This window comes from uncultured Methanobrevibacter sp. (assembly GCF_947170395.1).
Lineage (GTDB): Archaea > Methanobacteriota > Methanobacteria > Methanobacteriales > Methanobacteriaceae > Methanocatella.
Genome location: NZ_CAMVTE010000009.1, coordinates 71,481 through 77,889, shown reverse-complemented (window position 1 = coordinate 77,889; position 6,409 = coordinate 71,481). Strand labels below are relative to the sequence as shown.

The window sequence follows — 6,409 nt, the reverse complement described above, 5'->3', positions numbered from 1 at the left end:
AATCAGGATTATGCAATTTTTGATTCCTTTTGACCAGCTTCATGTTGCTGTTGGCGTAACACACTTTAAATTATCTACTACATTTAGTGAAATTTGTTCTATACTATACGAACAAAAAATGATTTAAAAGTATCAAAATCCTCTACCACAGTCCTGCCCATATTATTTTACAATATATTTAAATAACATAACCTATAAACTTATCATGATAAGTTTTATTGTTGGATGATACTATGGACACGTTAAATAAGGTTGAAAAGATAGATATAATTCCATTATATCCTGCACTGAATTTAATTTTAAAAGGCCATACAAGCTTTTTTGAAAAAAAACTCAAAGGAACTAATGTGACTCCTGCTGAAATACATTATATTCTAAGAATTTATGTGGACAATGAAAATATCACACAACGGGATTTATCAGAAACGTTCAGCGTATCCGAACCCGTCGTTGCCAGAACCCTAAAAAATCTTGAAAACAAGGGATTTGTAATACGAACTAAAGATCCCAACAATAAAACACGAAGATTACTCTCTTTAAGTGAACAGGGTTTTGAAATAAGTGAAAACATGTTACATATTACCGATGAGTGGTTAAAAGAAATCTATAAGGATATCAATGAATCAGATATTGACAAATTCAATGAAATAATTAAATTACTGGTCATTAATTCTTTGAAATTATAAAAAAACAACAAAATTATAAGGTGATAATTATGGCAGAATCATTATTGGACAAATGGTGCGGAGAACCATGGCTGCATACAACATATTTTTTAGGAATCGTGATGCTTAATGTTTTGATAATTAATTGGGGCGTATGGGATGTGCCGCAAAAATTAATGGCATTGCTTGCAATATTTCTACCTTTGCATGTATTTGAAGAGCTTGCCTGGCCAAACGGATTTCATTTCATGATGAACAAGATAGTTCAAAAATCAGACAATCCTCTTGCATATCCTGAAAACAAGCTAACCGACATGATTACTAACTTTGGAGCGGAAATACTATTCATCGCATTAACATTCCTCACACCAATGCTCGGAAACAAAGGAGTGATATTTGTAATATTTTTCGGTATCGGCGAAACAATTGCCCATACAGTATTCAGCACACTAACATACAGACAATACAAATCCAAAGGCAAAAAAACATTATATTCGCCAGGACTAGTAACAGCATGGTGTTTATTGCTTGAAACCGCAATTTACGGCATATACTGGTTAATATATTCAAAAACCTTTGTTATGGCAGACTTATGGGGATTGGCATTTGTAGCATTTCTAATCATATTCATGATACGTTTACCGTTTATCATATCCTACAAATATAAATCCACAAGATTTGCATATTCAGAAATAGGATATCTGGAAAAATACGAATCTGATTGAACTGCAATAGATATGCCAAGTAGTTCGATTTCAAAAGTTAATATGAAAACTATGCATCGATATAAATAGAGGTTAGAATAATTTTTGTTGTGCATCAATGAAGCTTGGTTCATTAACCTCTTTTACAACATCACTATCCTTAACCTCACCAATCAATAGTGGTGAATCGGGATTATGCAATTTTTGGTTTCTTTTAACCAGTTTCATGTTGGAGTTGGCGTAGCAATACTTACATCCGTGAAGACATGTATTATATGCTCCAATATCCCTCCCAAATATACAGTCACATTCACGAATCCTGTATTTTCCTTTAGGGATTTTTAAATTATTTCCTATAGCTTTTTCTATCACCTGCTGAGTCATGCATCCACTTGAATCAAAACCGAACTGGTCAAGCAAAGTTCCCTCAACACAGGTTTTCATCCGAATACCATATTCCTTAGCAATTTTAGAGAAATTCTCACCAATAATTAACCTTTCATCAGTTGTGACTTCACAAACTTCAGGGAAATTTCTTAAAACCTTTCGGTACAAGTCAATGAAGCTGATAGTACAGTCATTAGTGTAGTTGGAAATTTCACTTGCAATCTGCTCGAATTTGTCAATGTGATAATCAAGAGAGTATTTTTCAGAAATAAAAATCGGATCATATCTCCATGAAATCTTATTCACACCCAGATAATCAGACAAATCTTTAAATGATTTTAAAACCTTTTTGAAATTCGGCACATTCACTTCAATGTCCTTATCATAAGGAGTTATCGTTACAAACCAGAACTGATTGTAATCATCCAGTAAATCAATATTTTTAAGCATTGGCTTTGGATTTTTAGTGCAAAAACATAAACAGTCAATTATCTTAGAGTCCAATGGATATTTATAGATATCATCATTATAAGGATTTCTGGTGCATACAAAACCTTCATCAATACGATTAAACAACCATTTACTAAAAAAAGCGGGAATATCAGTTCTTGAACCTGTATTGATTATCATAAAAAAAGAAAAAGTAAAAGAGATTATAAATCTCTTCCGAAAATGTGTACAACTGCAGTACCACCGGTTCCCCCAATGTTGTGGGACATACCGATTTCTGCACCGTCAACCTGACGTCCGCCAGCTTCTCCTCTGAGTTGCCATACGACTTCAGCAGCCTGAGCAATACCTGTAGCACCTAACGGGTGTCCACGTGCCTTAAGACCGCCGGAAGTATTGATTGGGAAATCACCATCAATTTCTGTTTGTCCTTCCTCAATTGCAATTCCGCCTTTACCTTTCTCAGCAAATCCTAAGTCTTCAACTGCCAAAAGTCCGTTGATTGAAAAACAGTCATGCACTTCAGTTAAATCAATATCTTTAACGGTTACTCCTGCCATTTCATAAGCTTTTCTGGAAGCTACTTTGGTAGATTCAATAGTTGTAATGTCTTTTCTGTCGTGTAAGGTTAATGTTCCAGAAGCCTGTGCAGAAGCTTTTACATAAATCGGAGTATCGGTGTATTTTTTAGCATCTTCAGCAGGAACCATTACAATTGCTGCTGCCCCGTCACTTACAGGAGAACAGTCAAGTAATGTTAACGGGTCTGCCACCATGGTTGAGTTGATAACCTTATCCACACTTACCTCGAATGGGAATTGTGCATTCGGGTTTTTGGATGCATTTTTATGGTTTACCACTGAAAACTGCGCTAGCTGTTCACGGGTAGTGCCATATTCGTGCATGTGTCTTTTTGCAATCATTGCATATAATGACGGGAATGTAGCTCCTTGCTGTGCTTCCCATTCCTGATCTGAAGCAGTAGCAATAGCCGGGGTAGCGTCAACGACATCAGTCATTTTTTCCACACCTGCAGAAATTACCACATCATGAAAACCTGATGCAACTGCCATGATTCCCTGTCTTAAAGCCAATCCTCCTGAAGCACAAGCAGCTTCAACTCTTGTGGTTGGAACCGGATTAAGACCTACATGGTCTGAAATAAGTGCTGCAATGTGTTCTTGTTCTACAAACAGTCCGGAGGACATGTTTCCAACAAACATTGCTTCTATATCATCACCGTCAATACCTGCATCCACCAAAGCCTTTACTCCAGCTTCAGCAATTAAATCTCTAAAAGATGAATCCCATAATTCACCAAATTTGGTTTGTGAAACTCCTATAATCGCAACATCTCTCATATTTTAAGCCCCCTTACATTTTAATTTTGCCTTTGAATTTAGCATAAACAGCATAATCGACATAGGTTTTATCGTCAATTATTTCCTGTGTTTTTGGAGCTAATTCTCTTCTCTCAACAATTTCATCTTTAACAGTTATTGAAAAACCGTCACTTCCTGCACCTGATCCGTATGAAATAACAAAAATATTGTCTCCCGGTTCAGCAACATCCAAAATATTGGATAAAGCCAATGGTACAGCGCCGGAATAAGTGTTTCCAATATTAGGAGTTAATAAACCCTGTTTGATTTGTTCGGATGTGAATCCTAATTTTTTACCAGCCCTTAAGTAGAACTTACCGTTTGGCTGGTGGAAACATGCATAATCATAATCTTCAGGTTTTGAGTCTGTTTGATCAAATAACATTTTTGCAGCGCTTAAAACGTGCTTGAAGTAAGCAGGTTCACCTGTAAAACGGCCACCGTGAGACGGATAGTCCTGACCTTCCCTTCTGTAAAAATCAGGAGTGTCTGTTGTAAAACTGCATGTGTGATTAATATCAGCTATTGTGTTATCATTACCAATAATATAAGCCGCACCCCCTGCGGATGCGGTGTATTCAAGTGCATCGCCCGGAGCTCCCTGTGATGTATCGGCACCAATAGCCAAAGCATATTCAACCATGCCTGATTCAACAAGACCCATAGACATTTGAATACCTGCTGTTCCTGCCTTACAGGCAAATTCCAAATCAGCTGCAGTCAATTTTGGAGTTGCACAAACAGCTTCAGCTACAATGGAAGCTGTTGGCTTTACTGCATAAGGGTGTGATTCAGAACCGACATAAACAGCGCCAATCTTACTTGGATCAATTTGAGCTCTTCTAAGAGCATATCTAGCTGCAGTAACTGCAATAGTTGCAGTATCTTCATCAGCAGAAGGAACGGATTTTTCATTAACAACCAATCCGTTTGATAAGGCTACAGGGTCATCTCCCCATACCTTAGCAATTTCTTCTACCTTAATTCTATATGATGGCACATGCGCACCATATCCTACTATTCCTACCATTAAATCACCTTAAATAATAATCTTAAACGACATTAAAAATTAATTTAATTATTAATATTTTAAATTTATTATTATATAAAATTAACTAAAAAATAGCTATTTTTTAAAGAAAATAAGAATTTTAAAAAAAGTATTTTTCATAAGATGCAGTTGCCGGGATTCGAACCCGGGTTGTAGGCTTGGAAGGCCCAAGTAATAACCAGACTATACCACAACTGCATAAAAAGTGCGGCGTCCGGGATTTGAACCCGGGTCGCTAACGTGGCAGGCTAGAGTCTTAACCAGGCTGGACTAACACCGCATAAAAACTAACAACAAATAAACTTATGTTTTAATATTATATAAACCTTTGCATTATCTACCTATTATCTGTTTAATTATTAGTTTATCGTCTGGATCAACTGTTCTAATTAGGATAATTACTGCAAAATACACTACCATGGAAACCGGCATTGCAACCCACATGTTCAAATTGAGGAAATATAACACAAAAGCTAAAACGCCAGATGCGAAGAATATCCTTAAAACATCAAATACAAAGTGTCTGTCCGGAAGCTGATTAATTTTACTTACCATATAAAATTGTAATAATAAAATTAATATCTCACTTAAAACAGTTGCAATTGAAGCACCAAAAACTGAATACTTAGGTATCAATATTAAGTTTAAAATTACATTAAATATGGCAGCCATAGAATAGATTTTTGTAACAGAATATTCTTTATGTGATGCATTTAAAATCAAAGAACATGCCCCATTAACAAATAAGAAACAAACAGTCCAAATCAGTATTTTTAAAACCGCACCGGCCTCCGCATACTCAGATCCATAAATATTAATTATATCATACCCATAAAAGAAAGTAAATACAGCAATAGGAATTGTAACCAATGACAAGTACTTAATTGATTTAACAAAACTAAAGTGCAACATATCTTTCTCATCAACAAATAATTTACTCATGACTGGGAAAATGACAGAAGAATAAATTGAATAAAACAAAGTTAAAACATTAATTAACTTGTATGCTGAGTTATAAAGACCAGTGAAATAAGTAGAAGTAAAATGAGTAATCATCACAATATCAATTGAATAGTAAATTGTATAAAAAATACCTGTTAAAGCAAATGGAATACCTGCCAATATTAATTTTTTATAAAAGCTTAAATCAAAGGAAAATCTAGGTTTAATTATCTTATTATTTATAACTAGAACTGTGTAAATTAATCCTACAATGTTAGCAAAAATATACGCAAAAGTTATACCCAGTAAACCAAATTTTGTAAATGACACAATAACAATGAAAGTTAAAGTTAAAACATTTAGAATAATATTTGAAATGGCCTGATATTTCATCAGCTCATGAGCTTGAAAAGATGAACAAAACGCAAATTGGAATGATTTAATTAAACTTTCTATGGCAAATAAAAGACAAATAAGAACTACATAATTATCCCATCCAAGCAACAATAATGCTATAGTTACTGCTGATAAATACAATAATGATAAAAACAATTTAAGAGAAATTGCATTATTTAAATATTTATCTTCATGTTCCAAATCTATAGATATGGAACGAACAATATAAGTAGTAACCCCAAAATCTGATAAAACTGAAAAAAGGACTGTAAAAGATACTGCTGTTCCAAAAATCCCATAATCGGACGGTCCTAAATATCTCGCCATCAATATTGTCCAAACAAATGCACATATGCTGGTAATGATTTGAGAAACCATTAACCAACTCATATTTGCAAATATTGTTCTTACTCTATTAGTCATAATATTCCC

At 34.6% G+C, this 6,409-nt stretch carries 6 protein-coding genes and 2 tRNA genes; 2 read left to right on the top strand and 6 right to left on the bottom strand.

Annotated elements, in window-relative coordinates; genetic code table 11:
* Window positions 1–233: 233 nt before the first annotated feature.
* Together Q0W04_RS03990 and Q0W04_RS03985 are read left to right on the top strand one after the other, a co-directional pair.
* On the top strand, window positions 234–686 hold the full coding sequence (locus tag Q0W04_RS03990; RefSeq protein WP_292809431.1) for a MarR family winged helix-turn-helix transcriptional regulator: 453 nt from the start codon (window positions 234–236) through the stop codon (window positions 684–686).
* Between the two features lie 29 nt (window positions 687–715).
* Window positions 716–1,390, top strand: coding sequence for an HXXEE domain-containing protein (locus tag Q0W04_RS03985; RefSeq protein WP_292809434.1), 675 nt, complete (start codon window positions 716–718; stop codon window positions 1,388–1,390).
* Window positions 1,391–1,462: 72 nt separating this feature from the next.
* Here Q0W04_RS03985 and Q0W04_RS03980 read toward each other — a convergent pair whose 3' ends face one another.
* The 6 genes from Q0W04_RS03980 to Q0W04_RS03955 form a co-directional block, all read right to left on the bottom strand.
* Window positions 1,463–2,386: a DUF1848 domain-containing protein gene (locus Q0W04_RS03980; protein WP_298500659.1), complete on the bottom strand. Its 924-nt coding sequence runs from the start codon at window positions 2,384–2,386 to the stop codon at window positions 1,463–1,465.
* A gap of 23 nt (window positions 2,387–2,409) precedes the next feature.
* The gene (locus tag Q0W04_RS03975; protein WP_292808319.1) at window positions 2,410–3,567 is read right to left on the bottom strand and encodes a thiolase domain-containing protein; all 1,158 of its coding nucleotides are present in this window, start codon (window positions 3,565–3,567) and stop codon (window positions 2,410–2,412) included.
* 13 nt (window positions 3,568–3,580) lie between these two features.
* A complete protein-coding gene (locus Q0W04_RS03970) occupies window positions 3,581–4,618 on the bottom strand; it encodes a hydroxymethylglutaryl-CoA synthase (RefSeq protein WP_298500657.1) in 1,038 nt (345 codons plus the stop codon).
* Between the two features lie 145 nt (window positions 4,619–4,763).
* A tRNA-Gly gene (locus Q0W04_RS03965) sits at window positions 4,764–4,837 on the bottom strand.
* A gap of 8 nt (window positions 4,838–4,845) precedes the next feature.
* Window positions 4,846–4,919: transfer RNA gene (locus tag Q0W04_RS03960), tRNA-Gly, on the bottom strand.
* Between the two features lie 53 nt (window positions 4,920–4,972).
* Window positions 4,973–6,400, bottom strand: coding sequence for a flippase (locus Q0W04_RS03955; RefSeq protein ID WP_298500656.1), 1,428 nt, complete (start codon window positions 6,398–6,400; stop codon window positions 4,973–4,975).
* Window positions 6,401–6,409 lie beyond the last annotated feature (9 nt).